Genomic DNA, 26,259 nt, shown 5'->3' with positions numbered 1-26,259 from the left:
CTGGGGCGCTTTCAGTCGGCGGTCGCCGTGGACGGGGTCCCGGGTGGCAGGTTGAACGGGGTGACCACCTGGATCGCCGAGGGGAGCGGCGGGCCGTCGTCCGGCAGGGCCCGGTGGGCCCGCATGACGGTCTGGCAGGCGCGGCGCATGTCCTGGCGCAGGTCGTGGTGGAGCACCGCGGACAGCCGGCGCTCGCGGAGCAGGCGGGTGTTGTCGTGGTCGAGGTCGTGGGCGACGAACACCGCGCACTGCCGTCCGAGGACGTCGAAGGCCTCGAGGGTGGCCCGGTTGCCGCCGCCCACGGAGTACACGGCGACGACGTCCTCGTCGCGTCGGAGAGCCTCCCGGACGAGGTCGTACTGGGTGGCGTCCAGCCCGTCGCTGTCCGTGACCTCCACCAGCGAGCGGTGCGGGGCGGCGAGGCGCATCGCGCTGCGGAAACCCATCTCGCGTTCCTCCTCACCGCGGAAGGAACCCCGGCTGATGGTGGTGAGCACGTTTCCCGGCCGGTCGCCGAGCCACTGTTCGAGCAGGTAGGCGGCGGTGGCGCCGGCCGCGCGGTTGTCGATGCCGATGTAGGCGAGGCGGGCGCTGTGCGGAAGGTCGGTCACCAGGGTGACCACCGGGATGCCGGCCGCGACCAGCCGCCCGACCGCGGCCGCCGTCTCCGGTACGTCGGGGGCCTTGAGGATCACGCCCTGCGTACCGCGCTTGGCGATCCTCTCCAGGGCGGAGACCAGATCCTCGGGCGGGCAGGTCTCGCGGAAGTGGAAGCGGGAGCGCACGACGGCCGGGTGCAGGGCCGGCAGTTCGGCCTCCAGCGCCCCGCGTACGGCGGTGGAGAACCGCTCCGGTGCCTGCATGACGATATCGATCATGAACGTGCGGCCGCCGATGCGGACCTGGGTCTGCTGGCGGTCCAGGTCCTTGATGGCCTGGTGGACCTCGCGGACGGTGCCCTCCCGCACGTTGCCCCGCTGATGGAGGACGCGGTCGACGGTGGCCGTGCTCAGCCCGGCCTGACGGGCGATTTCCCTGATCGTATAGGGGTGGCGCATGACGGATTCCAGCGAACGGTGATGGACTTTTGATGCACTGCTGAGCATTGAATGATGGGTTCGGGTTCTCAACACTGACAGAAAGGCAGGCACGGCGAAAGGACCCGGATGCCCTCCCAGACCACCGCACAGCGGACTCGGCTGACCGAGGCCGACTGCGACCTCGACGCGTTCCGCTCGCTCGTCGAGCAGGCGACGGATGCCGCCGACCACCCCTCGGCGGAGCGGGTGGAACAGAACGTGCCGCTGTACGACAGCGACCGGCTCCGCACCCTCACGGCCACCGCCGACGGCCGCCGCGAGGTCCAGGACGAGCTGGTCCGGGCACTGCTCGACGGACCCGGCATCGTCGTCCTCAAGGGCGCGTTCGCCGACCCCGACGTCGTGGACCGGGCCACCGAGACCTTCACCGCGCTGATCGAGGAGGAGCGTGCGAGCGGTGCCGCCCGCGGCGACCACTTCGCCGAGCCGGGCGCCAACGACCGCGTGTGGAACGCCCTGGACAAGGTGGCCGTACGGGCACCAGAGGTGTTCGCCGACTACTACGCCAACGACATGACCGCGCTGATCGCCGAGGCCTGGCTGGGCCCCGCCTACCAGGTCACCTCACAGGTCAACGTCGTGAACCCGGGCGGCGCCGCGCAGAGCGTGCACCGCGACTACCACCTCGGTTTCCTCTCCCGGGAGCGGGCCGCCGCCTACCCGGCGCACGTCCACCGCCTGTCGCCGGTCCTCACCCTCCAGGGCGCCGTCGCCCACTGCGACATGCCCGTCGAGTCCGGCCCCACGCTCTACCTCCCGCACTCCCAGAAGTACGAGCCCGGCTATCTCGCCTGGCGCCTGCCCGAGTTCGTCGAGTACTTCGACGCCCACCACGTCCAGCTCCCCCTGGACAAGGGCGACGCGGCCTTCTTCAATCCCGCGCTCTTCCACGCCGCCGGGCACAACCGCTCCGCCGGTATCCGCCGCATGGCTAACCTGCTGCAGATCTCCTCCGCCTTCGGGCGCGCCATGGAGACGGTGGACCGCGAGGCGATGGCGAACGCCCTCTTCCCGGTGCTGCTGCGCCGCAAGGCCGAGGGCGTCTCGGAGGACTGGCTGCGCCGCGTGGTCGCCGCCACCGCCGAGGGCTACCCCTTCCCCACCGACCTGGACCTCGACCCACCGGTCGACGGCCTCGCCCCGCCCTCCCAGGCCGACACCCTCCGGCAGGCCGTCGACGAGGGCTGGACACCCGACCGGCTGGAGCACGAACTGCGGGCCGGCGCCGAGCGCCGCCACTGCTGAAAGGAACACCGCACTCATGGCACTTCTTCAGGGCAAGGTCGTCCTGGTCAACGGCGGCAGCCAGGGCGTCGGCGCCGGCATCGTACGGGCGGCCGTACGCGAGGGCGCGGCCGTCGTCCTGACCGGCCGCCGCGCCGAGTTGGGTGAGAAGGTCGCCGCCGACACCGGCGCGCTCTTCGTACGGGCGGACCTCGCCGACCCGGCGCAGGCCCGCGACTCCGTCGTACGCACCCTGGAGGCGCACGGCCGGATCGACTGCCTGGTCAACGCGGCCGGGCTGACCTCACGTGGCTCGCTCCTGGACACCACACCCGACATGTTCGACCAGCACATGGCGATCAACCTGCGGGCGCCGTTCTTCTCGATGCAGGCGGCCGTGGCCGACATGAAGGCCCGCAAGGCACCCGGCACCATCGTCAACATCATCTCCAACTGCGCCCACGGCGGCCCGCCCTACCTGGCCGCCTACTCCGCGGCCAAAGCAGGCCTTGCCGGGCTGACCCGCAACGCCGCCCACGCCCACCGCTGGGACAGGATCCGCGTCAACGGCCTCAACATCGGCTGGACCGACACCGAGGGCGAGGACGCCGTCCAGCGCGCCTTCCACGACGCCGGCGACGACTGGCGGGAGAAGGCCGCCGCGGCCCAGCCCATGGGCAAGCTCGGCCAGGTCGACGAGATCGCCGACTTCGTCGTCCTCCTGCTCTCCGACCGCAGCGGAGTGGTGACCGGATCCGTCATCGACTGGGACCAGATCGTCGTCGGCGGGATGGACTGAGCCGCTCTTGGACGAGTGCCACCTGGCGGCCGGGTTCCCGGTCCGGCGGACGGTGGTCCCGGCCACTCCCTTGCTCAACCTATCGAATATCGATAGATTCCCATCGTAACTCGATGGAAGGAGGAGCCGTGGGGAAGCTGACCGTGCGTGCGCTGCGCGCCGTGCTCACGCTGGTGCTCGTCGGCACCGCGCTCGTACAGGCGATGATGGTCTGGGTGTTGGTCAGCGGGAGCGATCCGGAGGACGGGACACTCCCGCTGACGGCGTTCCGCCTGATCACGATCCTGGGCATGGCCTCGGCCCAGGTCGCCCTGGTCTGCGTATGGCGGCTGGTGTCGATGGTGCGACACGGAACCGTGTTCTCCCACGCCGCCTTCCGGTACGTGGACGGCGTGATCGGCGCGATCGTGGCGGCCGCCCTCCTGTGGTTCGCGGTCACGGCCGTCAACGCGCCGGGCCAGCGGGACGACCCGGGCGTCACCCTCATCATGGGCGGGATCGGCGTGGCCATCCTCGGGGTCGCGCTCATCGTGCTCGTGCTGCGGATGCTGCTCGCCCAGGCTGTCGCACGCGACGTCGAGGCGAGGGAGATGCAGGCCGAGCTGGACGAGGTGATCTGATGCCGATCGCCGTCGACATCGACGTGATGCTGGCCAGGCGGAAGATGTCCGTGGGCGAACTCGCCGACCGCGTGGGGATCACGCCCGCCAATCTGGCGGTGCTCAAGAACGGCCGCGCCAAGGCGGTACGCTTCGCGACCCTCGCCGCGCTCTGCGAGGTGCTCGAATGCCAGCCCGGCGACCTGCTGCGCTGGGAGGCCGAGGACGGGCATGAACACGGATCGCCGGGATCGGCCCGGGCGGAGGATGTCGCCTGATCGGGTCGTGCTCGCCGGGAGTGGCCCGATACCTCACGTCCGTCCCGAAAGGTCTCGGTAATCTGCGGACCCTGAGACGGTCAGAGGGAACTGGAGATTCGTTCACATGTCCAAGATCGCCCTGTTCGGCGCCACCGGCACCATCGGATCCCGCATCCTGGACGAGGCGCTCCGTCGTGGCCACATGGTCACAGCGGTCGTCCGCGACCCGGCGAAGCTCACCCGGAACGACCCCGGCCTGACCGTGGTCACCGGCGACGTCCTGGATCCCGGGTCCGTCGCCGAAGCGGCCAAGGGGCAGGACGTCGTGATCAGCGCGGTCGGCGGAGGCGACGGGCCCGGCCACGTCGCCACCATCAGGCCCGGCGCCGAATCCCTGGTCGCCGGCGTCCGCAGCCTGGAGGGACCGGCACCCCGGCTCGTCCTGGTCGGCGGCGCCGGTTCCCTGCGCAGGCCGGACGGCACGCAGGTCTGGGACGCGGAGGGCCTGCCGGAGTTCCTGCTCCAGATCATGCACGCCCACGGGGACGCCCTGGACTACTGCCGCACCGTCAGCGATGTGCGCTGGACCAGCCTCAGCCCCGCTGCCACGATCGAGCCGGGCGAGCGCACCGGCGTCTACCGCATCGCCAAGGAAGATCTGATCATCGCCGAGGACGGCAGCAGCCGTATCTCCGCCGAGGACTACGCGGTCGCCCTGCTCGACGAGATCGAACAGCCACGGCACATCGGCGAGCGCTTCACCGTCGGCTACTGACAGGTCGGAATCGTCCCCGGAGACCGAGCCCCCGGCTGCCCCCGCCGGGGCGGGGGCGACGCCTGTGGTTAGGGTTACGGCATGTACACACGGGGGCGCAACCTCAGATTCACCGCGGTGTCGGCCATGGTCGTCCTGGCCCTGACCGGGTTCTCCTCGAGCCGTGACCAGCACGGCAGTGACGGTGGCGGTTGCAGCGGTTCCCGCCAGGACCACGACGGTTCGAGGCCGTCCCCGAGCGGAACCGGCACTCACCGTGCGCAGCCCACCCGCCCCGCCACCCCCACGGCGTCCCCCTCCCGCGCCACCGCCCGGCCTCTGAAGAACGGCACCGCCGCCCTCGTTCGCTGCGCGAGCCCGGACGACCCCTACGCCACCGTCGAAGTCAGGAATCCGAACACACGCGAGGGCCTCTTCACCGTGAAGATCGCTTTCAAGGACAGGACCGGCTTCACCGTCATCGACACCTCCGATCAGGTGTCGGTGGCCGCGAAGGACAAGGCGACCCTGCGCGTACCCGTCGCCAGTACGGGACGTGTGGACGCGATCGATCACTGCGACGTCGATCCGAAAGCCACGGTCGGCTGACAGCAGAAGGACGACCGACCGTCTGTGTCACCCGTCCAGCACGGCCAGGGCGTCGATCTCCACCAGCAGTCCCGGCGGCAGCTGCATGTAGACATCGGTGAGGTACACGCGCAGCATCACGACGTCGTCGAGGCCGGCGCCGGCCGCCTTGAGGGCGGCGGTGACGTCGCGCAGTACCTGCGTGGTCTGCTCGGCGACCGAGGTGCCGACGGCGTCGCCCGTGTCCGGGTCGAACGGAAGCTGACCGGAGATCTGGAGGACGGGGCCTTCGCGGATGCCCTGGGACTGCTCTCGTGGTGCGCGCGGCGGATCATCACCCGTGGCCCGTCGACGGTGTTCTGTGACGACCACGCGCGTCCGGGCCGTCCGCACAGAGGCCCGACGAGGGTGTGACGGGCATCACCTCGTTCGGAAAACCGTTCGTTCGATCCCGGCGTCTTGCGGGTGTGAGATCAGCGAGGAAGGCACTGGGCCGACTGGACGAGGAGCATCTCGTCCGGCTGGTGGCCGGCGGTGACCGTGCCGCGTTCGAGGAGTTGTACCGGCGCACGTCGCCGTGGATGGCGGTGCGGCTGCGTCGTCGCTGCGCGGACGAGCAGATCGTCGCCGAGGTCATGCAGGAGACCTATCTGGCGGTGTGGCGCGCTGCGGGCGCGTTCGCCGGGTCCGCGGCCGGGGGAAGCGCCGTCGGCTGGCTGTGGACGATCGCGGCGCGCCGGCTCGTGGACGCGTTCCGGCGCCGGGCCCACCACGCGGAGCCGCCACCGGCCGCCGCGGTGTCCCCCGCGGCGCCCGCTGCCGAGGAAGAAGTGCTCGCGGCGACCGTCGCCGGTGACGTCGGGGACGCGCTGCGACTGCTGGCGCCGGAACTCAGGGACGTACTGCAGGCCATGGTGCTCGACGGGCTGTCCGTCCGGGAGACCTCGGTCCTGCTGGGACTGCCCGAGGGCACCGTCAAGACGCGGGCCCGCCGGGCCCGGACCGAGATGCGGAGGGCGCTGGCATGAACGGGGAACACGCGTCGGCACGGATCATCGAAGGCTATGCCCGCGGCGCCAAGGATCTCGGCGCCGACGAAGTGTGGGCCGTGGAAGCCCATCTGGAGGAGTGCCGGGGATGCCGTGACCGGCTGTCCGCCGTTGTCGGTGCCGAGGTGCCCGCCGTGGCGTCGCTGGTCGACACCGTGTGGTCCGGCCTCGAACCCCGGCTGGCGGTCACCGCCACGATGCCGCACCGACGGCGCCGGTCGGCACGTCTGTCGGGGTGGCTGACGCCCGCGATGGCGCCGTGGCTGGCCATGGTCGTCGGCGTGACGCTGCTGGCCCTGCTGCTCGACCTGGTCGGCACCGGCTTCGGCCAGGTGTCACTGGTGCTGCTGCTCGCCCCGGTCCTGCCCGTGCTCGGCGTCGCGGCGTCGTGGTCGCGCGGTCTGGATCCCGCGTACGAGCTGACGGCCTCAGCGCCGCGCGCGGGTCTGTACCTGGTACTGCGGCGTACCGCGGCCGTACTCGCCGTGGTCGTCCCCGCTTTGCTGCTGGCCGGCTGGGTGACAGGGGTGACGGCCGCGCAGTGGCTGCTGCCCTGTCTGGCCTTCACCACCACGACGCTGGCGCTGGGCGGGGTCGTGGGGGTGACCCGCGCCGCCGTCTGGCTCATGGCCGGCTGGGCCGCGGTGGTCGTGGCGCCGACCGTGGCCGCCGGCCGTACCCCCTTCGCCCTGCGGACGGACGGTATGCCCGTGTGGGGGCTGGTCCTCCTGCTCGGCACAGGTGTCGTGATCGCCCGCAGGGGCGCGTACTGCGTGCTGGGAGCCCATCGTTGAACGTCGGAGAGGAACATCGGATTATGCCCGCGTCGAACGCGGCCGAGATCGCACCGACGCCCTACGCCTGGGAGATCCGGGCCACCGGGCTGAAGGTGAGGGCCGGCAGGAAACGGATGGCCGTCGACGACCTCGATCTGGCGCTGGGCACCGGCGTACACGGTCTGCTCGGCCCCAACGGGGCGGGCAAGAGCACGCTGATCCGGGCGCTGGCCACCGTACTGCGCCCGGCCCAGGGCACCTTGGAGCTGCTCGGCGAGTCCGCGGGCGGCAGGGGCGAGCACCGTGCGCTGCGCCGCCGGATCGGTTATCTGCCGCAGGAGTTCGGCTACTACAAGCGTTTCACGGTTCGCGAGTTCGTCGAGTACATGGCGTGGCTGAAGGAGGTGCCCGGGAAGGACATCCCCGCGGCTGTGCAGCGAGCCGTCGAGCGGGTCGGTCTGGCCGACCGTGCCGACGACCGGATGAAGACGCTCTCGGGCGGCATGGTCCGGCGGGTCGGTATCGCCCAGGCCATCGTGAACGACCCGTCGATCCTGCTGCTGGACGAGCCCACGGTCGGCCTGGACCCGGCACAGCGGCTGCGCTTTCGTCAGCTGCTGCAGGAGCTGGGCACGGACACCTGCGTGGTCGTCTCGACGCACCTGGTGGAGGACGTGGCCGCCGCCTGCACCGACGTGGTGCTCTTCGCCGGGGGCCGGCTGGTGTTCCAGGGCACCCCGGACGAACTGGCCGCGGCCGGCGGTCCCGAATACGTGGGCGACAGCCCCTTGGAGCGCGGCTACTCGGCCCTCCTCCAGGACCCGGAGCAGGCAGGGGGCTCGTGGTGAACACACGTGTGCTGCGCACCGAACTGAAACGGTCCGTCGCCCCCTGGGCCGGCGCCGTGGTCCTGACGTCCGCGCTGGCGTTCCTGTACCTGGTGAACGGCACGTGGTGGAGCGGCACCACAGCGTGGACGGCCCAGTGGACGTCCATGGCCCTGTGGACCCGCGCCCTGCTGTTCTACCTGTGGCCGCTCGCCGTCGGGTTCGGTGCGTTGCAGGGGCTGCGCGACCGCCGCTCGAAGATGTCCGAGCTGCTGACGACCACGTCGCGCCCCGCCTGGCACCGCGCCGGCGCTCTTGCGGGCACGACGGCGACGACCCTGGCCTCGGCCTTCGCACTGCTCGTCCTCACGGGCGGGGTCCAGGTGCTCGCCCACACCGCGTACACGCACCTGGGATGGCTGCCGATCTCGCTGGTCGGCGCACTGTCCCTCGCCTCGGGAGCCGTACTCGGCATGGGGGCGGCGCGCGCCCTGCCGTCGGTGCTCACCCCGCCACTGCTGACCGTGGGCGCGTTCGCGTTCACGGCACTCATGCAGACCACGCTGGGCCGGACGCAGACGGCCACGGCCTCGGGGATCCCGCGCACCGAGCCGAACCGGATCTCGCTGCTGTCCCCGGCGGTGCAGGACGTCCGCGACACTCTCGACACGCTCTCCCCCGCCGTGCACCTCGGGCAGACGATCTGGCTGCTCGGCATGGCCGCGACCGGCTTCGCGCTGCTGGTCGCCGCGACCCCGCGGGCCCGGCTGCTCGCCCTGGCGCCCGTCCTGGCGGGCGCGGGGATCGCCCTGCTCGTCCTCCCCTCCGACCCGAACCGGATGTACGTCCTCGACAAGGCCGCCGCGGAGCCGGTGTGCGACGGCCCGGTGTGCGTGACCAGGACGCACCAGGCACAACTCGCCGACGTCGCGGAGCCGGGCAGGCAGGCGCTGGGCCTGCTGCACGCCGCCCTCGGCAGCCGGGCGCCGGTCTCCGTCCGCGAGAACACCACCGTGCTGCCGGAGGGGACCACGCCCACGTGGTCGAGCAGGGCGGTGCCCGTCGACTTCGACGACGACGTCATCACCGCCGCGAAGGGCACGGAGCTGACCTGGGCCCTCGTCGGCGAGGGCATGGTGCCTGGGTGCACCCCCGTCGGCTGGAGCGGCACGGGCGAGGAGGATGTCGCGCGCACCGTAGCTGTGGGCTGGGTCCTCGGGGAGCTGAGGTCGCTGCCGGGTTCGACGCCGAGCCTGCGCCACTACGCCGACACCGCGGCCCGCCCGGTGTGGAAGAAACTCAAGGCGCTGCCGCGGGCCGAGCAGCTCGCGCGGATCGACGCGATGCGTACGGCCGCGTTCTCGTGCAAGGGAGACGTGCTCCAAGCGCTGACCGGCAGCGCGTCCCGATGAGATGGCTGACGCTGTACGCCCGCTCGCGCCGAGTACCCGCGTCGCTCGCCGCGGCGGTGACCGGCGCGGTGGTGCCGTGGGCACTCGCCGGCGACGGCGGCGGGGCGCCCGCTGATCCGCGGCTGCCCGCCCTCGTCCTCGCCACGGGTGCGATGGCCGCCTCGATCGGGCTCGGCGGGCAGGACACCGAACTGGACCGGACCGCTGCGATCCGCTGGGTGCCCCGCAGAGCTGCGCACGTGCTGCTTTCCGCCGTGGCCGTCGCCGCGGTGCTGCTGGCGGTTCAGACCATGGGGAAGGACCTGGCCGCCGCCGAGTTCGTCGTCCGGGACGGTGCGGGCCTGATCGGGCTGGCCGCACTGGCCGCGGCGCTCTCGGGCGGTCCGTACGCGTGGACGCTGCCGTTCGCCTGGCTGTCCTTCGCGTCCTTCGCTCCGGCCCGGACGAACACGGCGATGGAGGTGGCCGGCTGGATGCTGCTGCCTCCCGGCACCGCGACGGGCACATGGACAGCCCTCGTCCTTCTGCTGTCCGGCACCACCGCCTACGCCGTCGCCGGCCCGCGATGCTGACGGGTCCAGACCACCCACCGCACCCGCTCCCACGGGCGGGCCGGACCAGGCGCGAGCTACTGTCCGACGGGCCTCACTTCCTGGAGCATCCGTGAGAAATGGTGGAAGCGCGCGAGAGAACCGGTGCCCGGCTCACGCTCCCGGTCCGCCGGTGGTGGGTGGTCGGGAGGACGGGACCGCAGAAATCATGCGGTGAATCGCCGCCGACCGTTCCCGCAGCGAGGTACTGGGCCGCCCGGGTCCGCGCGCTCCTCGCGGAACCGCAGCACGCCGCACCGTACTTCCAGGCGGCGCTCGCGGACGACACGCTCGAGCAATGGCCGTTCGAACGTGCACAGACCCGCTGGACCACGGCGACTCGCCGCGCAGACAGCGCCGCATCGCCGAAGCCTGCCCGCCGCTTACCGCGGCCCGTGGCCCGACCAGCTCCGCGACGTGGTGGACGGCACCCTGTCGGGCAGCGGCACCCGGGGCTGAGGAACACGAGGATCACGGGTCACGGTTCCAGATCAGGCACCAGTAGCTGCCGGCCTGTCCGGTGCCCACCGACGTCAGGCCGGTCGGGATCAGCGCCGGATCAGGCCGCCCGAAAGCCGACAGAGAGCAGGCGGGGTCGCCGACCGCCCCGGCGGCCTCCATACGCCTGGCAGCGGCCGTTGCCGCCGGGCTCGTGTACCACAGCGTCGACGGCCCCCGCGGAAGCGACGTCGCGGACGGTGCCGGAGCCGGGGTCGATGGCACGCTCGGAGGCGGCGTCGCGGGCAGCGTCGACGGCGGCCTCGGAACCGACGTCACAGACGGCGTCGCGGGCAGCGTCGACGGCGGCCTCGGAACCGACGTCACAGACGGCGTCGCGGGCAGCGTCGCGGGCAGCGTCGACGGCGGCCTCGGAAGCGACGTCACTGACGGCGTCGACGGCACTCCTGGAGGCCGCGTAGGTGTCACCGGTGTCGGTGGTGGCACTGGTGGCACTGGTGCTACCGGTGCCACTGGGGCAGCCGTCGGTGGGGTCGTCACCGGCGGCTTGGCTGCCGAGGACCGTGCGGGCGTCGGCTCCGGCTTCGGTTTCGGCTTCGTCGGGGGCAGCGGGGCGCCTGTCGTCCTCCCCTGTGTCGGCTGGGGGTGTTTGCTGGACGGTGTCGGTTGCCGAGGAGGGCTGCTGGACGGCGTAGGGGTGGGCCCCGGCGATCGGGGGGGCGTGGGCAGCGTGAGGCCCGACGGCGTCGGCCGGGGCGTGCCGTGCTCCTGCGTCACCAAGGCCCACACACCGATGCCACCGAAGATGAGCACGGCTGCACCGCCCGCGATCCACGGGGCACGCCGGTGTGGGCGTCGGTGACGGTTCATGGTTCCTACTGTCCGAAAGTGACAGCAGTGTTGCCACTCGTGCTGCGTTCGGCCTATCGGGGGGCACCGGGACCAGGCCTCCGGAATCGCGCGCCTGCGGCCGAAGCCGGGCACCGGGGATGGAGAGGTCGGCAGCAGCCCGGTCGGCTTCGGGAACGCTGTCCATCACAGCGACGCACTCACCCGGTCCGCCCCGCCCAGGAGAGTGAACGACCGCCGATGAACACACGACCACCCATCGCTCGAGATCGAGCACCCGGCGAAGGTCCGGGGCGCCGGGATGCCGAACAACTCCTCAAACGAGGCGGGCGCGTTCTCCCAGCCCGCTTCCCTGGCAAAGCCGTACGAGTCCAGGGTCAAGGCGAGAGTCTCGTGCCGTATCCGCGTCTGAACGTCGCGGTTCGGTACGCCCGAAGCCACCAAGACGGCGTCCAGGCACTCACGCAGGTCACGGAACGTGGCGGACTTCACCGCGCGGCGGTGATGCCACGGTCCCTCGGGCCCCGGGTAGTACGCGAGGAGTCGCGCCGAGGCTCGACCTCGGCCAGGGGGTAGGGGCGTCCCTGATAGAGGACGCCGATCATCGGCTTGCCCGCGGCGCCGACCGCGCGGACCGGCTCCACCTGGTGCTCCGGGAGTTCGACACGGGCCACATCCGTTCCCTCGCCCTCGGTGATCCGGGTCCCGAACCATCCCGCGCGTCGGCCGATGGCCGGCACGACCGCATCGGCGTCATCGGCCGTCTTTTTCACCCCGTCTTCGGCTATCCTCCGAAAGATTCTCCAGGGCCGTGCAGGGCCCGCCGGAGCTGGCTTCGCCCCGGGGCTCGGCCGCAACTCGCCGAGCGGAGCCCCGTGTTGTCCTCGCCGTACCCCGATCGTGCCCGACGACCTTCCCGGATCTCGAAGGAGCATGAATTGCGTGTGAATGTGCGTGTTCGACGGCGCCCGCAATTAACGGGGTTTCGCGCAATGGCAACAGTTGCGGTGTCCGCGGCCCTCGTCGTGCCCCTCGCCGCGACCCCGTCAACTGCGAACACGATCCACGAGAGTACGGCGGTCCGACAGGACGGCACCGCGGAGACACGCGCTCACCTGCGGGAGCTGGCGCGGAAGTTGGTGGAAGAAGGAGTGCCTGGGGTGATCGTGCGCGTGGACGACGGTCACGGCAGGCCCATCGAGATCTCCGAGCAGGCCGCCTGGACGAAGAAGGACCATCGGCTCAGGGCGGACGACGAAGTGCGAGAAGCGTCCAACACCAAGACGGTGATGGCCGCCCTCGTCCTGCAACTGGTCGCCGAGCACAGACTCGCCCTCACCGACCCGGTCGACAAGTGGCTGCCCGGCCAGGTGCGCAACGGCAGAGCGATCACCCTGCGCATGCTGCTCAACCACACCAGTGGGTTGTTCGACTACACCGACGACCCCGCCCTCGCGCCCGCCCTCACCGGCCGGGACTCCCACGTATGGACGTCGACGGAAATCCTGAGCCTGGTGAGCAGACACCCGGCACTGTTCGAGCCCGGCACCGAGTGGTCGTACAGCAACACCAACTACATAGCGATCGGCGCCGTCCTGGAGAAGGCCACCGGCAAAAGCCTCGCGGCGCTGGTACGGGACCGGATCGCCGGGCCTCTGGGGCTCCGGCACACCTTCTACGCCACCGGCTCCGCCTGGCACGACCGTCACGCGCACGGCTACGAACCCGACGCCGCCCACATGCCACCGGACGTCCCCGACGAGTTCAGGAACTACGCCGGACCGCAGCACGACGACCACGTGGACGTCACCGGCGACTACGTCACGGCCGACGGAGCGGATGCCGCGATCGTGTCCACCGCAGGTGACTGGTCCCGTTTCTACGGCGCACTGATGTCGGGCCGCCTGCTGCCTGCCGCCCAACTGGCCGAGATGCGCACCACCGTGCCGGAGGACGGCTCGGGGGACCCGGACGAGCTCGCCTACGGGTTGGGCATCGAGACGGCGAAGACCTCCTGTGGCACAGTCTGGGACCACGTCGGCGTCGTCCCGGGCTATGCGACCTACAACGTCACCGACTCCACCGGCCGTCGCACGGCCGCCTTCTTCTTCGCCACGTCCACTCTCACCAAGCAGGCGCACCAGACCGGCGCGGCCCTGATGGACGCGGTCAACTGCGCCATTTTCGACTGACCTGCGCGTTGCCGTGGGAGCCGCCTCCGGATCACGATGCGAAACGCCTAGTCGTGCTGCACAGCCTCAAAGAGCGTCTGGTCTCGGCGAGGTTGTTCGGTAGCGCTTCCAGGGGCGAGCGGGTCTGCGGCGGCCAGACACTTGGACGAACAGGCTGCCACGTTTCGCAATCGCCCCCCCTTGACCAGGGCCTTTACTCGTTCGTCCGGGCCGACACACTGACCCAGAAGGTCCGCGAGGGCGGCCGCATCGTCGACGTCCCTCGACACCGAGGGCCCGGCGAGCGTTCTGGCGCTCGCCGGGCCCCTCACACCTGTTCACCCCGTTCCGCAAGTACGGCTCAGGCCCAGGACGTCACCGGCAAGAACGAACTGTCCTGCCGGAACAGGTCGGTGCCGTTCGAGATGTCCACGCGGAGTTGGTAGTTGTAGTGGCGCAGGTAGTAACCCGGGTAGTTGTACGACTCGAAGCGGACCGAGCCGCTGGTCGAGCCCGTGCGGGCGATGAACGTGGCGTCCTGGGCGAACGTCGTCGTGCCGTCGTTCGCGTCGAAGCGGCCCCGGAAGTCGTAGTGGCGCAGGTAGTTTCCGGAGGCGTCGCGGAAGGAGTAGGCGTTGGCGTCGGCGAGGCCCGCGACGACCGTGAAGGTGGCCGCCTGCTTGTCGGTGGTGGCGCTGGAGCTCGTCACCACCGGGAGGTTGAGGAGGGCGGACACCTCTTCCCAGTACCTGGTGGGGTAGTTGACCGACTGGAAGGAGCGGGTCGCGTTCTTCGTCAGGGACGGGCCGCCCGACACCGTCTCCTTGATCACCGTGAAGTGCCGGGCCGTGCCCGAGAGGGTCGGCAGGGCGGCCGGCGTGGACCACGTGGCGAAGGTGTCGTGGCTGTCGCTGGAGTAGTAGTTGCCGTCGCCGTAGCCGTCGAAGAAGATCCGCCAGGCGCCGTTGTCGAGCTGGATCACGGAGGGGCCCTCGCGGTAACTGCCCCAGCCCGCCCAGTCACCGGTCCTGGAGATCGTGTAGGGGCCCTTGAGACTGGCGGCCGTGCCGTACTCGATGTACTTCGCCGTCTCGTTCTTCGTGAACGCGTGGTAGGTCGAGCCGACCTTCACGATGTACGTGTCGATGTGGTTCGGGCCGATGCCGGACAGGGCGACCGGTGAGGTCCAGGCGGTGAGCGCGGAATCGGTCGCCGTCAGGACGTACGGGGTGAAGATCCACTCGTCGTCCGTGGTCGAGCAGGACACGATGACGTTGACGCTGCCGTCGCCGTCCACGAACCACTCGGGCGCCCAGGCCCGGGACAGGTTCGTGAGGGGGATCGTGTAGTCGTACAGGAACGTCCAGTCGACCCGGTCGGCGCTGCGGGCGAAGCCGATCGTGGTGCTCTCGTCCTCCCAGGTGTGGGTGGTGTAGGTGACGTAGTAGTAGCCGTCCGTGTGCTTGAAGATGCTCGCGTCGCGGATGCGGTTGCCGGGCGGTGTGTAGGCCGAGGACTGCAGGAGGCGGAAGTCCGTGGCGTCGTCGGACTGGTAGACGTTCACCGTGCCGTCGTCGCTGTCGAGGAACGGGACGATGGTGTAGCGGGTGGCGTAGCCGCTCGTGGGCGCGGCGGCCTCGGCCGCGCCGAGCAGGCCGGGCAGTTCGCCCAGGGCCAGGGCCGTCGCGGGCAGGGCGGCCAGCGCGCGCAGCAGGGTGCGACGGGACGGGGCGGGGGGACGTGTGGTCACGGCGGCTCTCCGGGGGGCTCGTGCAGACGCGGACACAGCAATGTGTCCGGCATTTCGAACTGGGTTCGACAAGTCGACGCAGAAAGTAGAAGTCGCGACAGGTGCACGTCAATGCTTTGTGCAGGACTGGGGCGCCCCTGCGCGCCGGCTGTGGGAAACCTGTCCCGGGGAAGCCGGATCGACGTTACTCTCCGGTAAACGCTGCGCCCCGGAGGTGGGTCACCGTATGCCGTACGACCGTTCCGCAGGTCTCGCCGAGTCCGTACGCGCTCTGGCCGCAGGGGAGTTGACCTCGCGCCAGCTGGTCGAGGAGTGCCTCGCGCGCGTCGAGGCCACGCAGGGCTCCCTCAACGCCTTCCGGATCGTGCGCCGTACGGCGGCCCTCACCGAAGCCGACGCCGCCGACCGGGAGTTGGCCGCCGGGGTACGCCGGCCGCTGCTCGGGGTGCCGGTCGCGGTCAAGGACGACACGGACGTGGCCGGCGAGCCGACCGCCTTCGGCTGCCCGGGCGAGTTCCCGCCGGCGGCGGAGGACGGGGAGGCGGTACGGCGGCTGCGCGCGGCCGGAGCCGTGATCGTCGGCAAGACCAATACGTGCGAGCTCGGGCAGTGGCCGTTCACCGAGGGACCGGCCTTCGGCGCGACCCGCAACCCGTGGCAGCCGCTGCACACGCCGGGCGGATCCTCGGGCGGCTCGGCGGCCGCCGTCGCGGCGGGACTGGTGCCGGCCGCGCTCGGCTCGGACGGCGCCGGATCCGTGCGCATCCCGGCCGCCTGGACCCACCTCGTCGGCATCAAACCGCAGCGCGGCCGCATCTCCACCTGGCCGCGCGGCGAGTCCTTCCAGGGCATCACGGTCAACGGCACCCTGGCCCGCACGGTCGCCGACGCGGCCCTGCTGCTGGACGCGGCGAGCGGGAACCATCCGCAGGACCCGCACCGGCCCGCCCCGTTGACCCTCGGCGACGCGGTCGGCCGCGATCCCGGGCGGCTGCGCATCGCCCTCTCCCTCAAGCCGCCGTTCACCGCGCTCCCCGCCCGGCTCCAGCCGGAACTGCGCACCTGCGTCCTCGAACTCGCCGACAGGCTGGCCGCGTTGGGCCACACCGTCGAGGAGGCCGACCCGCCCTACGGCCAGATCGGGCTCACCTTCGTCCCGCGCGCCACGGCCGGGATCGCCGAGCGCGTCCGCGAGGCACCGCATCCGGGCCTCCTCGACCGGCGCACCCTGGAGGCGGCCCGCCTGGGCCGGCTGCTCGGCGGGGCCCCGCTGCGGGCCGCCCGGCGCGCGGAGGCCGCCCTGCGGGCCAGGATCGGCGCCTTCTTCACGTCGTACGACGTCGTCCTCGCGCCGACCACCGCCGCGCCGCCGCCCCGCGTCGGCGCGCTGCTCGGCCTGGGTCAGTTCGCCACCGACCGGGCGATGATCGCGGCCTGCCCCTACGCCTGGCCGTGGAACGTGCTGGGGTGGCCGGGGGTGAACGTGCCGGCCGGGTTCGTCGGGGACGGGCTGCCGGTGGGCGCGCAGCTGCTCGGGCCCGCGGACAGCGAGCCGTTGCTCGTCTCCCTCGCCGCCCAGCTGGAGGCCGAACTGCGCTGGCACGAGCTCTGGCCGCCGCAGGCCACGGCCGTCGACGCCCCGGCGGCGTAGGAGCAGGCCACTTTCCCGTGGCTTGACCTGCCCGTACCCTCTGACCATGGACGATGCGTCGATGGTCGGGCTCGTGGGGCGGGTCAGCGGAACGATCGGGCCCGGGCTCGTCGGCGAGGTGATCGTCCGGGTGCGCGGGGGCGCCGAGCACTTCCTCGCGTACGCCGCCGACGGCACCGGCCGGATCGAGCGGGGCACGGTGGTGATGGTGGTCGAGTACCTGCCGCCTCGGACGGTCTACGTCACGCCCGCGTACGACAGTTGAGCGGGCATAGCCCCAGGTGAGGGGCGTATGCGTCAAGATTGCAACAAGGAATCGTCAGCGTCTTCTCCCGGCGCTCGCGCGGGCGCACACTCCCTTCGTTCGGTGCCGAAAGGGCACCATTCAAAGGGGGCGTATGCCGATGGTTGTCGGCGTCGTTGCGGGGGCGGCGGTTCTCGCCGTTCTCGTGCTGATCGGTGTGTTCAAGATGATGTGGCGGGTGGCCGAGCCGAACGAGGCGCTCATCATCTCCGGTTCGAAGCATCGGACCGAGGGTCTCGAAGAGGGCATGGGGTTCCGGATCGTCACGGGGCGCGGCACGCTGGTGCTGCCGGGCGTGCAGGCGGTGCGCAAGCTCTCCCTGGACCTCAACGAGACCGAGTTGTCGGTGGACTGCGTGACCCAGCAGGGCATTCCGCTGAAGGTGCGGGGTGTGGTCATCTTCAAGGTGGGTGACGACTTCGTGTCGATCGCCAACGCGGGCCGCCGCTTCCTGGACCAGCAGAAGATGATGTCCGAGCGGGTGCACAACGTGTTCGCGGGTCATCTGCGGTCCATCGTGGGCGGGTTGACGGTCGAGGACATGATCCGCGACCGGGACAAGCTCACCGGGCAGACCCGGGCCGCCTGCGGCACGGAGATGGAGAAGCTGGGGCTCATCGTGGACTCCCTGCAGATCCACGAGATCGAGGACCCGACCGGGTACATACAGAACCTGGCGATGCCGCACGCGGCAGCCGTACAGCGGGACGCCCGGATCGCGCAGGCGGAGGCGAACCGTCTCGCCACCGAGGCGGAGCAGCAGTCGTTCGCCCGGATGGCGGAGGCCACCCGGGACAGCGAGATCCTCCAGGCCGGCTACCAGGCCGAGCGGGACAAGGCGGCCGCCCAGGCCCGGCAGGCGGGTCCGCTCGCCGACGCGGCCGCACGGCAGGAGGTCGTGGTCCAGGAGACGCGGGTCGCCGAGCTGGAGGCGCACCGGCGCGAGCAACAGCTCCAGGCGGACGTCCGCAAGCCGGCCGACGCCAGGGCCTACGAGAAGCGGACGCTGGCCGAGGCCGAGCGTGACGCGCGTATCTCCGCCGCCCAGGCGAAGGCGAAGGAGACCGAGCTGGCGGCGGCGGCCGAGGCGACCCGGGTCAAGACGGCCGCGGGCGCCGAGGCCGAGGCGACCAAGTCCCGGGGTACGGCCACCGCGGCGGCGACCCGGGCCACCGGTGAGGCCGAGGCGGCCGCCGCACAGGCCAAGGGGCTGGCGGAGGCCGAGGCGGCCAGGGCGAAGGGTCTCGCGGAGGCGGAGGCCATCAAGGCGCGTGCCGCCGCCCTCGCGGAGAACCAGGAGGCGGTCGTCGCCCAGCAACTCGCCGAGAACTGGCCGGAGATCGTCAAGGCCGGCGCCTCCGCGTTCGGCAACGTCGACAACATGGTGCTGCTGAACGGTGCCGACGGCATGGCCGAGTTGTTCGCCAAGGCGCTCACCATGGGCGGCACGGGGCTCGGTCTGGCCCGCCAGCTCCTTGCCTCGATGAACCAGAACGGGCAGGCACCGGCCGGGACTTCGCCGGTCCTCAACGGGGCCACGGCCCCGACGTCGCAGAAGGTGCAGGTGGAGGAGGGCGGCGAGTAGCAGCCGGAGAACAACCGGAGCACAGGGGTGCCCCCGGCCGTGGCCGGGGGCACCCCTGTGGTCACTCCTGCGCGTTGAGCCGCTGCAGCAGGTCCAGCAGTGTCGCCCGCTCCGCCGGCGACAGCCCGGCGAAGCAGCCGGCGAGCACCTCGCCGGCCACCCCGTGCCCGGCCGCCAGCATCCGCTCCCCGTCGGGGGTGAGGCGGTGCCGGATCCGCCGCCCGTGGCCCGGCTGCCGTTCCACCAGGCCCTGCGCGGCCAGCCGGCCCACCAGCGTGCCGAAGGCCTGCTCGCTCTGGAAGGTGGCCGCGGCCAGCTCGCGTGCCGAGGCGCCCGGTGACCGGTCGATGGCGCGCAGCGCGTCCCACTGCGCGAGGGTGGTGCCGACGGCCGAGAGCGCGCTGTCCATCGCCCGGTGCTGCCGGTACTGGGCCTGTTTCACCGCTCTTCCGAGAACGTGCAGGTCATCTTGCATGGCTCCACTGTAACCGATGACTAAGCTTGTTTATATAAACATCCTTAGTTAGATTGGACGGCATGACGACGAACCGCATCGCCCAGGTGTACCCGGATCTCCCCATCTCCCTCACCGAGGCCGGTTCCGGCCGCCCGGTGCTCGTGCTCCACGGGGGCGGCGGCCCCGCCACGGTCGCCGGCCTCGCCGCCCGCCTCGCCGAGTCGGCCCACACCATCGCCCCGGTCCACCCCGGCTGGGACGGCACACCCCGCCCCGACTGGCTGACCAGTGTCGACGACCTCGCCGGCGCCTACCTCCACCTGCTCCAGGACGGTGAGTTGAGCGACGTCCTGGTCATCGGCTCCTCACTGGGCGGCCAACTCGCCACCGAGATGGCGATACGGGACACGGCCGGGCTGATCACCGGCCTGGTCCTCATCAACGCGGTCGGCGCGGACATCGACGGCGAACAGGTCACCGACTTCTTCGCGCTGGACCCGCGCGCCCAGGCCGAGCACTCCTGGCACGACCCGGACCGTTTCTACGTCGACCCGGCCGCCCTCCCCGCCGCCGAACTCGCCCGCCGCGGGGCGAACATGGCGACCATGCGGCTGCTCACGGACGGCGGCCGGATGACCGACCCGAAGCTGCTCCCCCGGCTGGGGCGGGTGCGGCAGCCCGCGCTGGTGATCTGGGGCGAGAGCGACCGTATCGTCACGCCCGCGTACGGTGCCGCCTACGCGAAGGCCTTCCCGCAGGGCCGGTTCGAGCCGGTCCCCGAGGCCGGTCACCTTCCGCACCTCGAACGCCCCGACGTCACCGTCGAGTTGATCGAGGCGGAGCTGCGCCGCACCGGCACCCCGCCTGTTCTCGCAGGCTGAGGCCCCTTAGGGTGCCCTCGTGACTGCGTTTATCGACGACGACAACATCCCCGGCCGGTACGGCCCCACCGCGACCACCGAGGCCGACCCGCACGAGGTCGGCAAGGTGCGCACCGAGTACTCCCCCGCCCACGACGGCGACCCCGACCCCGGTGAGATCGTGTGGACCTGGGTGCCCTTCGAGGAGAACGACGGGCGGGGCAAGGACCGGCCGGTGCTGGTCGTCGCCCGGGAGGCGGCCGGCACCCTGCTCGCCGTCCAACTGTCCAGCAAGCGGCACGACAACGACCGCGAGTGGGTGGCGATCGGCAGCGGGCCGTGGGACCGCACCGGGCGCGACTCCTGGGTGGACGTGGACCGCGTCCTGAGGCTGCACGAGGACGGCATGCGCCGCGAGGCCTGCGCACTCGACCGGGGCCGCTTCAACCTCGTACGCCACCGGCTGCACGAGCGCTACGGCTGGAACTGATCCGGGCGCTCCGTTGGTCGCGCGGCTCATTCACCGCGAGCCGGTGGGGGCTGGTCGAGCAGTTCCTCCCCCAGCCTTCGGCCGGGGGTGCCCCCAGCGCCCCTACGGGGCGCGGGACCGCAGCCGACTTCACCAGATCCGCTCAGACCCCAGCGGTCCGGAACGTCTCGGTGAAGGCACCCCGGACCACGGATCCCGGCGTGCGGTCCAGGACCCCGAACACCACGTGTGCGAAGGTCCCGGCGAACCGTCCGCCGGGGCCCAGCAGCCCCCGGAAGGCGCCCGCGACCTGTGCGGGGTCATTCTGGAAGACCCCGCAGCCCCAGGCGCCGAGTACCAGTCGCCGGTAGCCGTGCGCGGCGGCCACCTCCAGCACCCGTCCGGCCCGTACGGCGAGGACCCCCGGCAGTTCGCCGGTCCGCTCCGGAGCCGTACGGCGGATCACACCCGCGTTGGGGGCGGCGGCCGTGAGGAAGCCCGCCCGGTAGGGCTCGGCAAGCAGCGCGCCACGGTCGTCGCGGAAGACCGGGACGGCCGGGGAGTGGATCACGCGGTCCGTGTAGAAGGGGTCGCGGTGCGCGCGGTGGTGGTCGTAGTACGCGGCGGCCTCGCGGACGCACGTGTACAGCGCGGAGGCGCGACACAGGGCCTCCTCCTGCGCCTGGGCGCCGTTGAGGTAGCCGCCGCCCGGATTGCGGGCCGAGGCGAAGTTGAGCACGGCCACCGGGCTGTCGGCGAGGCGGCGGGCGGCCTCCAGGCTGCTCTCGCCGGTGACCTCCAGGACGGCGTCCGATGCGGTCGGGAGGGGATCCGGGACCGGCACCGGTTCCGGGCCGTACAGCCGCGTCCCCGCCCGTGCGGCCGCGATGTCGGCGGCCAGCAGGACCTGACGGCCGTCGGGCGCGCGGTAGCTCCCCGCCGCCACGATCTCTTCGGTCTGCCGTGCGATGCCGCGCAGGCGCGCGCTCATGGCGCCACCCCCGTGGACGCCATGGCAGCGGCCCGCGCGGCCTCCCCCGTCGTGCTCATGCACGCATCCTGGGTGATCCTGGTGGTGCCGTGCAACGGAGTTTCCCTGGCCCGAAACGGCCGGAAACACGAAAGGAAGCAGCAACAAAGCGGCAGGGAAGCAGAGGTTACCGATCTAGAACGTCCCGATAGGTGCCCTTGTGCGAATCGAGGTGAAGGTCTTGGGTGGGACGGACGATGCCGCCCCGGGCGTATCCACGGCCGGGACGGTGGCATGGTGGAATCTCAGGAGGATCCCGACATGTCCGACTCAATATCCGACAGCGGTGACTGTACCGACGGGTCGGTGAAAACCGACTTCTCGGACGACCGCACGGCTGTCACCGAAGCCGAGGTGGAGGCCCTGGTCAAGGGCATCTGCTTCAAGACCGGCCCGCCCCGCACGCTCGGGGTCGAAGTGGAATGGCTGGTCCACGAGCTGCGCGGGCCGCAGCTCCCGGTGGCATCCGAACGACTCGAAGCGGCCTACGCCGCACTGCGCACGGTGCCCCTGGGCTCGGCGCTCACCGTCGAACCCGGCGGCCAGCTGGAGCTCAGCTCGCCGCCCGCCGCCTCCCTCACGGAGTGCATCGGCACCGTCTCCGCCGACCTGGACGCCGTCCGCAAGGTCCTCGCCGAACAGGACCTCGGACTCGTGGGCGTCGGTCACGATCCCTGGCACACCCCCCGCCGCTTCCTGCGCGAGCCGCGCTACGACGCGATGGAGACGTGCCTGGACCGCACCGGCACCGCGGGCCGCCACATGATGTGCGCCTCGGCGTCCGTCCAGGTCTGCCTGGACGCCGGCCACGAGGAGCCCGGTCCGCTCGGGTACACCAGGCGCTGGTGGCTCGCCCATCAGCTCGGCCCGGTGCTGGTGGCCGCGTTCGCGAACTCCCCGCTGGTCGGGCACCGGCCCACCGGCTGGCTCTCCACCCGCCAGCTGCTGTGGATGGAGATCGGCGCGGGCCGCGCGGGCGGGCCCCCTCTGGACGGCGACCCGCGCACCGCCTGGGCCCGGCACGTCCTCGACGCACCGGTGATGTGCCTGCGGCGGGAGACCGGCCCCTGGGAGGTTCCCGAGGAACTGACCTTCCGGGCCTGGACCCGGTCCGGGACGCCCACCGGCGCGGATCTCGCGTACCACCTCACCACGCTGTTCCCGCCGGTCAGGCCACGCGGTCATCTGGAGCTGCGGATGATCGACGCGCAGCCCGGCGACGACGGGTGGATCGTGCCGCTGGCGGTGACGGCGGCGCTGTTCGAGGACCCGGAGGCCGCCGAGACGGCGTACCGGACGGTGAAACCGCTCGCCGAGCGGGCGGGGCCGCGGCCCGCCCCGAACAACCCGCTGTGGATCGACGCGGCCCGCACCGGGCTCCGCGACCCGGAGCTGCACGAGGCCGCCGTCGCCTGTTTCGCGGCGGCGCTGGAGGCCCTGCCGAGGATCGGCGCGAGCTCCGGGGTCATGGACGCGGTGGCGGCGTACCGGGACCGGTACGTGCTGCGGGGCCGCTGCCCGGCCGACGACCTGCTGGACCGACTGCGCGGCACGGCCGGTCGCGCCCAGGGGAAGGACATCAGCGCATGACCGAGACCGACGTCGACATCGATATCGAGACCCTGCGGGAGCGGGCACTGAAGTCCCTGACCACGGCCCGCGACCGCACCACGCTGCTGACCAGCTGCGTGGAGGGGCCCGACCTCACCGCCCAGCACTCCCCGCTGATGTCCCCGCTGGTCTGGGACCTCGCGCACATCGGCAACCAGGAGGAGCTCTGGCTGCTGCGCAACGTCGGCGGCCGGGAGGCGATGCGCCCGGAGATCGACAGCCTCTACGACGCCTTCGAACATCCGCGGTCCGAGCGGCCCTCGCTGCCGCTGCTGGCGCCCGCCGAGGCCCGGCAGTACGCGGCGGAGGTGCGCGGCCGGGCCCTGGACCTGCTGGAGGGCGCGGCGTTCAGCGGCACCCGGCTGACCGAGGCGGGCTTCGCCTTCGGGATGATCGCGCAGCACGAACAGCAGCACGACGAGACGATGCTGATCACCCATCAGCTCCGCACGGGCCCCCAGGCCCTGACCGCCCCGGACCCGGCTCCGGCGCCGCCGTTCACCGGCCCGGCCGAAGTCCTGGTCCCCGGCGGCCCGTTCACGATGGGCACCTCCACCGAGCCCTGGGCGCTGGACAACGAACGCCCCGCGCACCGGCGGGAGGTGGCGCCCTACTGGATCGACACCACCCCGGTGACCAACGGCCGGTACCTGGCGTTCATCGAGGACGGCGGCTACGAGGACGAGCGCTGGTGGACGCCCGAAGGCTGGGCGCACATCCGGCAGCACTCCATCTCCGCGCCGCAGTTCTGGCACCGGGAGGGCGGCCAGTGGCTGCGGCGCCGGTTCGGGGTCACGGAAGTCGTGCCGCCCGAGGAGCCGGTGCTGCACGTGTGCTGGTACGAGGCGGACGCCTACGCCCGCTGGTCCGGGCGCCGGCTGCCCACCGAGGCCGAGTGGGAGAAGGCCGCCCGGCACCACCCGGGCGAGAACCGGTCCCGGCGCTACCCGTGGGGCGACGCCGACCCGGCGCCGCACCACGCCAATCTCGGCCAGCGCCATCTGCGTCCGGCCCCGGCCGGCAGCTACCCGGAGGGCGAGTCCCCGCTCGGTGTACGGCAGTTGATCGGTGACGTGTGGGAGTGGACGTCCAGTGACTTCCTCCCCTACCCCGGCTTCAGCGCCTTCCCGTACAAGGAGTACTCGGAGGTGTTCTTCGGCCCCGAGTACAAGGTGCTGCGCGGCGGTTCGTTCGCCGTGGACCAGGTGGCCTGCCGGGGGACGTTCCGCAACTGGGACTACCCGATCCGGCGGCAGATCTTCTCCGGTTTCCGCACCGCCCGTTCGGAGGAGGCTGCCTGATGTGCCGTCACCTGGCCTGCCTCGGACCCGAGGAGCCGCTCGGCCGGCTCCTCGTGGAGCCCGAGCACTCCCTCTACCGGCAGTCGTGGGCACCCCGGCGGCAGCGGTACGGGACGGTCAACGCGGACGGCTTCGGGGTGGGCTGGTACGCCCCGGACGATCCGCAGCCGGCCCGCTACCGGCGGGCCGGGCCGATCTGGGCCGACCAGTCCTTCGCCGACCTGGCCCGGGTCGTGCGCACCGGCGCGCTGCTGGCCGCCGTCCGGGACGCCACCCTGGCGGGCGCGGACGCGGAGGCCGCGGCGGCGCCGTTCGCGGCGGGCCGCTGGCTGTTCAGCCACAACGGGGCGGTCCCCGGCTGGCCGCAGTCGCTGGCGCCGCTCGTCCCGCTGCTGCCCCCGGCCGACCTGCTGTCGATGGAGGCCCGCACCGACTCGGCGTTCGTCTGGGCGCTGGCCCTGCACCGGCTGCGGTCCGGTACGGAGCCGGGCCCGGCCCTTGCCGAAACGGTTCAGCAGGTGGCCGAGGCGGCGCCCGCGGCCCGGCTCAACCTCCTCCTCACCGACGGCGAGACCATCACCGCCACCGCGTGGGGCGACAGTCTCCACTACCTCGCGGAACCCGGCCTGCGCACCGTCGTCGCCTCCGAGCCGTACGACGACGACCCGCGCTGGCAGGAGGTCCCCGACCGCACGCTGCTCACCGCGAGCCGCGCGGGCGTCGTCCTCACGCCCGTCGACAACCCGGTCGAGGACCTGGCATCGGTACCACCTAAGGAGCCTTGTACGTGAGTCCCTTCCGTGTCACCCGCACCCTTCCCGAGGACGCGACGGACGCCGCGCTGCGCGCCGACGTCCTGACCGGCCTCACCGCCACGCCCAAGACGCTGCCGCCGAAGTGGTTCTACGACGCCCGGGGCAGCGAACTGTTCGACCAGATCACCGAGTTGCCCGAGTACTACCCGACCCGGGCCGAGCGGGAGATCCTGCGCGCCCGGTCCGGCGAGATCGCCGCCGCGAGCGGTGCCCGCACCCTGGTGGAGCTGGGCTCGGGCTCCTCCGAGAAGACCCGCCTGCTCATCGACGCGCTCACCGGCATCGAGGTGTACGTCCCGGTCGACGTCAGCGAGAGTGCGCTCACGCAGGCCGGCGAGGCGCTCGTCACGGAGCGGCCGGGGCTGTCCGTGCACGCCCTGATCGCCGACTTCACCGGCCGGCTGGAGCTGCCCGAGACGCCGGGGCCCCGGCTGCTGGTGTTCCTCGGCGGCACGATCGGCAACCTGCTGCCCGCCGAGCGGGCGGTGTTCCTGGCCTCGGTGCGCCGGCGGCTCGCGCCCGGCGACGCGCTGCTGCTCGGCACCGACCTGGTCAAGGACGAGGGGGTGCTGGTCCGGGCGTACGACGACGCGGCCGGGGTGACGGCCGAGTTCAACAAGAACGTCCTCGCCGTCGTCGACCGGGAGCTGGACGCCGACTTCGACCCGGACGCCTTCGACCACGTCGCCCTGTGGGACGCGGAGAACGAGTGGATCGAGATGCGGCTGCGCTCCCGGGTGGCGCAGACCGTGAAGGTGCCCGCGCTCGATCTGGCCGTGGACTTCGCGGCGGGCGAGGAGCTGCGCACCGAGGTGTCGGCGAAGTTCCGGCGGGACGGCGTTACCGCCGAGCTGGCCGGTGCGGGGCTGGAGCTGACGCATTGGTGGACCGACGCGCAGGAGCGCTTCGCTCTGTCGCTGAGCGTGGCTCGCTGAGTGCTCCGCCCCAGCTCCGCTGGAAGTGCCGCGC

General features: G+C 71.9%; 28 protein-coding genes and 1 pseudogene. 22 read left to right on the top strand and 7 right to left on the bottom strand.

From position 1 onward, the window contains the following. Positions 1-11: 11 nt before the first annotated feature. A complete protein-coding gene (locus ACZ4UV_RS39100) occupies positions 12-1,058 on the bottom strand; it encodes a LacI family DNA-binding transcriptional regulator (RefSeq protein ID WP_390041494.1) in 1,047 nt (348 codons plus the stop codon). 108 nt (positions 1,059-1,166) lie between these two features. Between ACZ4UV_RS39100 and ACZ4UV_RS39095 the strand changes: the two genes are divergently transcribed. The 6 genes from ACZ4UV_RS39095 (at position 1,167) to ACZ4UV_RS39070 (ending at position 5,345) form a co-directional block, all read left to right on the top strand. After that, complete coding sequence (locus tag ACZ4UV_RS39095; RefSeq protein WP_451021312.1) at positions 1,167-2,345, top strand: phytanoyl-CoA dioxygenase family protein; 1,179 nt, start codon at positions 1,167-1,169, stop codon at positions 2,343-2,345. Between the two features lie 16 nt (positions 2,346-2,361). After that, on the top strand, positions 2,362-3,123 hold the full coding sequence (locus ACZ4UV_RS39090; RefSeq protein ID WP_467844592.1) for an SDR family oxidoreductase: 762 nt from the start codon (positions 2,362-2,364) through the stop codon (positions 3,121-3,123). 128 nt (positions 3,124-3,251) lie between these two features. After that, positions 3,252-3,743, top strand: a complete 492-nt coding sequence (locus ACZ4UV_RS39085; protein ID WP_451021310.1) for a DUF2975 domain-containing protein — start codon at positions 3,252-3,254, stop codon at positions 3,741-3,743. Continuing rightward, a complete protein-coding gene (locus tag ACZ4UV_RS39080) occupies positions 3,743-4,000 on the top strand; it encodes a helix-turn-helix domain-containing protein (protein WP_390041487.1) in 258 nt (85 codons plus the stop codon). Before ACZ4UV_RS39085 ends, ACZ4UV_RS39080 begins: the two co-directional genes overlap by 1 nt. 106 nt (positions 4,001-4,106) lie before the next feature. Next, entirely contained in the window at positions 4,107-4,757 is a 651-nt protein-coding gene (locus tag ACZ4UV_RS39075; protein WP_451021309.1) for an NAD(P)-dependent oxidoreductase, read from the top strand. Positions 4,758-4,838: 81 nt separating this feature from the next. Further along, positions 4,839-5,345, top strand: coding sequence for a hypothetical protein (locus tag ACZ4UV_RS39070; RefSeq protein WP_451021308.1), 507 nt, complete (start codon positions 4,839-4,841; stop codon positions 5,343-5,345). Positions 5,346-5,372: 27 nt separating this feature from the next. Here ACZ4UV_RS39070 and ACZ4UV_RS39065 read toward each other — a convergent pair whose 3' ends face one another. Then, positions 5,373-5,696 (bottom strand): Rid family hydrolase, encoded by a 324-nt coding sequence (locus ACZ4UV_RS39065; RefSeq protein WP_451021307.1) that lies wholly within the window; start codon positions 5,694-5,696, stop codon positions 5,373-5,375. Between the two features lie 95 nt (positions 5,697-5,791). Here ACZ4UV_RS39065 and ACZ4UV_RS39060 point away from each other — a divergent pair, with 95 nt between their 5' ends. Genes ACZ4UV_RS39060 through ACZ4UV_RS39040 form a run of 5 tightly spaced genes read left to right on the top strand, consistent with a single transcriptional unit; the run spans position 5,792 to position 9,960 of the window. After that, a complete protein-coding gene (locus ACZ4UV_RS39060; protein ID WP_390041480.1) occupies positions 5,792-6,352 on the top strand; it encodes an RNA polymerase sigma factor in 561 nt (186 codons plus the stop codon). Next, complete coding sequence (locus ACZ4UV_RS39055; protein WP_451021305.1) at positions 6,349-7,167, top strand: zf-HC2 domain-containing protein; 819 nt, start codon at positions 6,349-6,351, stop codon at positions 7,165-7,167. Before ACZ4UV_RS39060 ends, ACZ4UV_RS39055 begins: the two co-directional genes overlap by 4 nt. Positions 7,168-7,190: 23 nt before the next feature. Beyond that, positions 7,191-7,997, top strand: a complete 807-nt coding sequence (locus ACZ4UV_RS39050; protein WP_390041476.1) for an ABC transporter ATP-binding protein — start codon at positions 7,191-7,193, stop codon at positions 7,995-7,997. Continuing rightward, on the top strand, positions 7,994-9,388 hold the full coding sequence (locus tag ACZ4UV_RS39045) for a hypothetical protein (protein WP_451021304.1): 1,395 nt from the start codon (positions 7,994-7,996) through the stop codon (positions 9,386-9,388). The genes ACZ4UV_RS39050 and ACZ4UV_RS39045 overlap by 4 nt, the downstream gene beginning before the upstream one ends. Beyond that, on the top strand, positions 9,385-9,960 hold the full coding sequence (locus tag ACZ4UV_RS39040) for a hypothetical protein (protein WP_467844584.1): 576 nt from the start codon (positions 9,385-9,387) through the stop codon (positions 9,958-9,960). The genes ACZ4UV_RS39045 and ACZ4UV_RS39040 overlap by 4 nt, the downstream gene beginning before the upstream one ends. Before the next feature lie 577 nt (positions 9,961-10,537). On the opposite strand, the gene ACZ4UV_RS39035 is transcribed toward ACZ4UV_RS39040, so the two are convergent. Both ACZ4UV_RS39035 and ACZ4UV_RS39030 read right to left on the bottom strand, forming a co-directional pair. Next, positions 10,538-11,224 (bottom strand): hypothetical protein, encoded by a 687-nt coding sequence (locus tag ACZ4UV_RS39035; RefSeq protein ID WP_467844582.1) that lies wholly within the window; start codon positions 11,222-11,224, stop codon positions 10,538-10,540. A gap of 550 nt (positions 11,225-11,774) precedes the next feature. Next, positions 11,775-12,059 carry a glycoside hydrolase family 3 C-terminal domain-containing protein gene (locus ACZ4UV_RS39030; RefSeq protein ID WP_451021300.1) on the bottom strand — a complete coding sequence of 95 codons (285 nt, stop codon included), beginning with the start codon at positions 12,057-12,059 and terminating at the stop codon, positions 11,775-11,777. A gap of 387 nt (positions 12,060-12,446) precedes the next feature. On the opposite strand from ACZ4UV_RS39030, the gene ACZ4UV_RS39025 reads away from it, so the two are divergent. After that, complete coding sequence (locus ACZ4UV_RS39025) at positions 12,447-13,478, top strand: serine hydrolase domain-containing protein (protein WP_467844579.1); 1,032 nt, start codon at positions 12,447-12,449, stop codon at positions 13,476-13,478. Between the two features lie 123 nt (positions 13,479-13,601). Beyond that, positions 13,602-13,738 (top strand): annotated as a pseudogene (locus ACZ4UV_RS39020) (transposase); the annotation flags it as partial. A gap of 80 nt (positions 13,739-13,818) precedes the next feature. On the opposite strand, the gene ACZ4UV_RS39015 reads toward ACZ4UV_RS39020, so the two are convergent. Then, positions 13,819-15,207, bottom strand: coding sequence for a glycoside hydrolase family 43 protein (locus ACZ4UV_RS39015; protein ID WP_451022930.1), 1,389 nt, complete (start codon positions 15,205-15,207; stop codon positions 13,819-13,821). A gap of 226 nt (positions 15,208-15,433) precedes the next feature. Between ACZ4UV_RS39015 and ACZ4UV_RS39010 the strand changes: the two genes are divergently transcribed. From ACZ4UV_RS39010 to ACZ4UV_RS39000, 3 genes are all read left to right on the top strand, one after another. Continuing rightward, a complete protein-coding gene (locus ACZ4UV_RS39010; RefSeq protein ID WP_451022929.1) occupies positions 15,434-16,858 on the top strand; it encodes an amidase in 1,425 nt (474 codons plus the stop codon). 46 nt (positions 16,859-16,904) lie between these two features. Beyond that, positions 16,905-17,123 (top strand): hypothetical protein, encoded by a 219-nt coding sequence (locus ACZ4UV_RS39005; protein WP_351497368.1) that lies wholly within the window; start codon positions 16,905-16,907, stop codon positions 17,121-17,123. Positions 17,124-17,256: 133 nt separating this feature from the next. Beyond that, entirely contained in the window at positions 17,257-18,747 is a 1,491-nt protein-coding gene (locus ACZ4UV_RS39000) for an SPFH domain-containing protein (protein WP_467844575.1), read from the top strand. 61 nt (positions 18,748-18,808) lie between these two features. Here ACZ4UV_RS39000 and ACZ4UV_RS38995 read toward each other — a convergent pair whose 3' ends face one another. Then, positions 18,809-19,222 (bottom strand): MarR family winged helix-turn-helix transcriptional regulator, encoded by a 414-nt coding sequence (locus tag ACZ4UV_RS38995; protein WP_390041463.1) that lies wholly within the window; start codon positions 19,220-19,222, stop codon positions 18,809-18,811. A 62-nt stretch (positions 19,223-19,284) separates the two neighbouring features. On the opposite strand from ACZ4UV_RS38995, the gene ACZ4UV_RS38990 reads away from it, so the two are divergent. After that, entirely contained in the window at positions 19,285-20,085 is an 801-nt protein-coding gene (locus ACZ4UV_RS38990) for an alpha/beta fold hydrolase (RefSeq protein WP_451023338.1), read from the top strand. A gap of 19 nt (positions 20,086-20,104) precedes the next feature. Beyond that, positions 20,105-20,554: a type II toxin-antitoxin system PemK/MazF family toxin gene (locus ACZ4UV_RS38985; protein ID WP_351500287.1), complete on the top strand. Its 450-nt coding sequence runs from the start codon at positions 20,105-20,107 to the stop codon at positions 20,552-20,554. A gap of 142 nt (positions 20,555-20,696) precedes the next feature. On the opposite strand, the gene ACZ4UV_RS38980 is transcribed toward ACZ4UV_RS38985, so the two are convergent. After that, positions 20,697-21,524: a TIGR02452 family protein gene (locus tag ACZ4UV_RS38980; RefSeq protein ID WP_451017395.1), complete on the bottom strand. Its 828-nt coding sequence runs from the start codon at positions 21,522-21,524 to the stop codon at positions 20,697-20,699. Between the two features lie 300 nt (positions 21,525-21,824). On the opposite strand from ACZ4UV_RS38980, the gene egtA reads away from it, so the two are divergent. From egtA to egtD, 4 genes are read left to right on the top strand one after another with little or no spacing between them, the layout of a single operon-like run. Next, positions 21,825-23,153, top strand: coding sequence for an ergothioneine biosynthesis glutamate--cysteine ligase EgtA (gene egtA / locus ACZ4UV_RS38975; protein ID WP_467844571.1), 1,329 nt, complete (start codon positions 21,825-21,827; stop codon positions 23,151-23,153). Continuing rightward, positions 23,150-24,475 (top strand): ergothioneine biosynthesis protein EgtB, encoded by a 1,326-nt coding sequence (egtB, locus tag ACZ4UV_RS38970; RefSeq protein WP_467844569.1) that lies wholly within the window; start codon positions 23,150-23,152, stop codon positions 24,473-24,475. The genes egtA and egtB overlap by 4 nt, the downstream gene beginning before the upstream one ends. Beyond that, complete coding sequence (egtC, locus tag ACZ4UV_RS38965; RefSeq protein ID WP_351500279.1) at positions 24,475-25,266, top strand: ergothioneine biosynthesis protein EgtC; 792 nt, start codon at positions 24,475-24,477, stop codon at positions 25,264-25,266. The genes egtB and egtC overlap by 1 nt, the downstream gene beginning before the upstream one ends. Then, complete coding sequence (egtD, locus tag ACZ4UV_RS38960; protein WP_451017392.1) at positions 25,263-26,225, top strand: L-histidine N(alpha)-methyltransferase; 963 nt, start codon at positions 25,263-25,265, stop codon at positions 26,223-26,225. The genes egtC and egtD overlap by 4 nt, the downstream gene beginning before the upstream one ends. The last annotated feature ends 34 nt before the right edge of the window (positions 26,226-26,259 follow it).

The sequence above is a fragment of the Streptomyces sp. NPDC028289 genome, from assembly GCF_055565975.1.
Note: the sequence above shows the minus strand (reverse complement) of the source record. Positions and strands in the feature narration are given on the sequence as shown.